1 protein-coding gene is annotated in these 2259 nt (G+C 71.4%); it reads right to left on the bottom strand.

The genetic code is table 11. The annotated features are described in order from the left end of the window. Positions 1 to 2259: aminotransferase class III-fold pyridoxal phosphate-dependent enzyme (locus D7W79_RS46595; protein ID WP_120530673.1), on the bottom strand; the 2259-nt coding region annotated here is incomplete at both ends.

Below are 2259 nucleotides of genomic sequence, written 5' to 3'. Positions count from 1 at the left end.
GGCGACAAGTATGTTTTTGAACCAGAGCATTATCGTCGGCAGCGTCAGATGTGTATAAGAGAAAGGCGGATCACGCCCCAGGCGGGCGCCGGGGACGGGGGGCTGGTTGGAATCGAATGCGGCGGGGGCCTGCGGCTGGGGCCGCGCCGTGCCGGGCAGGAAGCCCGCGTCCTGCAGCTCCGTGACGCTGTCCTGGAACGCGGTGATGAGGCGCTTCAGGTCCGCGTCCGAGTGCGCGGTGGTGAAGAAGCACGGGAAGCCATCCCAGATGTGGATGCCCTTGTCGCGCAGCAGGCAGAACAGCAGGTCCGCGTTCGCGACGTCCGCCGTGACGAACGTCTTCCACAGCGACCCGAAGTGCTTGATGCGCAGCGGGGCGCCCACCTCGTCGAAGAACGCGTTGAGCGTGCTGGCGAGCTGGTCCGCCTTGGCGCTCACGCTGCGCTGGAGCTCCGGGCCCGCGGCCTTCATGTGCTCCAGCGCGGCCTTCGCGGCGGCGAGCGCCAGCGGGTGGCGCACGAACGTGCCGGCGAAGTACGTCACGCCCACGGTGGGCACGGAGTCGTCGCCGAACTGCCAGTGGCCGCCGTCCAGCGCGTCCATGAACGGGCGCTTGCCGGCGATGACGCCAATGGGCATGCCGCCGCCCACGACCTTGCCGTAGGTGGCCACGTCCGCCTGCACGCCGAACACCGCCTGGGCGCCGCCCGGGTGCATGCGGAAGCCGGTGATGACCTCGTCGAAGATGTAGACGGAGCCGGACTTCTGCGTGAGGTCGCGCAGCTGGTGCAGGAACTCGCGCGGCTGGAAGTCCGGACGGCGGCTCTGCACGGGCTCCACCATGATGGCCGCCAGCGAGTCCGCGCGGGAGCGCAGGATTTCGAGCGACTCCGGCGTGCCGTAGTCCAGCACGAGCACGTCCTGCACCGCGCCCGCCATGATGCCCGGGGCGGCCGGCACGGTGCGCAGGCTCTTGGTGCCGCGCACCAGCACCTCGTCGAAGATGCCGTGGTAGCTGCCGGAGAAGATGGCCACGGTGCTGCGGCCGGTGACGGTGCGGGCGATTCTCAGCGCGCCCATCACGGCCTCGGAGCCGGTGTTGCAGAGCGCCGCGCGGTCCGCGCCGGTGAACTCACAGACGAGCTTCGCGACCTCGCCGGCCAGCGGGTGCATGGGCCCCAGCTCGTAGCCGTCGTCCACCTGCTTGTGCACGGCCTGGGTGATGAAGTCCGGCGCGTGGCCGAACATCACGGAGCCGAAGCCGTTGAGCGCGTCCAGGTACTCGTTGCCGTCCACGTCCCAGAGCTTGGAGCCCTTGGAGCGGTTCACGGCCAGCGGGTAGATGAGCTCCTTGAGCAGCGGGCGGAAGCCCGTCACCACGCGCGGATCCGACAGCTGGCTCCGGTTCTCCTGGGCGGAGCGCTTGGAGCCCTGCGTCTTCGTCGTATAGCGGCGGGTGAAGTCCTCCAGGAACGTCTGCTGGCGGGGCGTGAGCGAGTCCTTCGGCGCGAGGCTGATGCGCGCGATGGCGCCGAAGGCCTTCTTCACGTCGTACTTCACCGGGCCCTTGAGGTCGGCCTCGTCGGGCGCGGCCGGGGCGGCCACCGTCGCGGGCGCGGGCTGCGAGGGCTGGGCCTGCGTGGCCTGCGACTGCGCGGCCACCGGCTCGGACGGGACCTGCGCGACGGGAGCCTGGGGGAAGGCCTGCGCGGCCATCGCTTGCGAGGGCTGACCGGACAGGAGCGCGAGCTGCTGGGTCATCAGCCAGAGCTGCTGCGCGACGACCGCCTGGAGCGTTCCGGCGGGCGCGGCCATCGCCTGCGCCGGGAAGGCCATGGCCTGTGCCGGGAACGAAGCCCCCGCGGGCATGCCCTGCGCGGGGAAGGCACCGACAGCCGGCGCGGCCTGGACCGGAAACGCGGCGCCCGCGGACGTGGCGACCTGCGGCTGGCCGAGGATGTTCGCGGTGAGCTGCGCGGTCGGCGCGGCGGCGGCCACCGGCGCGGCCTCCGGGGGCATGCGGCCGTCGAGGAACGCGGCGAGCTGGCCCAGCGACGGGACCTCCTCCAGGAGCTGCCGGAACGTCACCTTCACGCCGAACTGCTTCTGCACCGCGAGCGCCGCCTGCGTGAGCACCAGCGAGTCGAGCCCCAGCTCCAGGAAGCTCGCGCCCGGATCCGCGTCGGCCAGCTCCAGGCCGCTCAGCTCCTCGAACAGGTTGCGCAGGGTGGGGACGAGACGTTCGGCACGGGGCACAGG

The organism is Corallococcus exercitus, assembly GCF_003611585.1.
GTDB classification, from domain to species: Bacteria; Myxococcota; Myxococcia; order Myxococcales; family Myxococcaceae; genus Corallococcus; species Corallococcus exercitus.
This window is presented reverse-complemented; position numbering and strand designations above follow the sequence as displayed.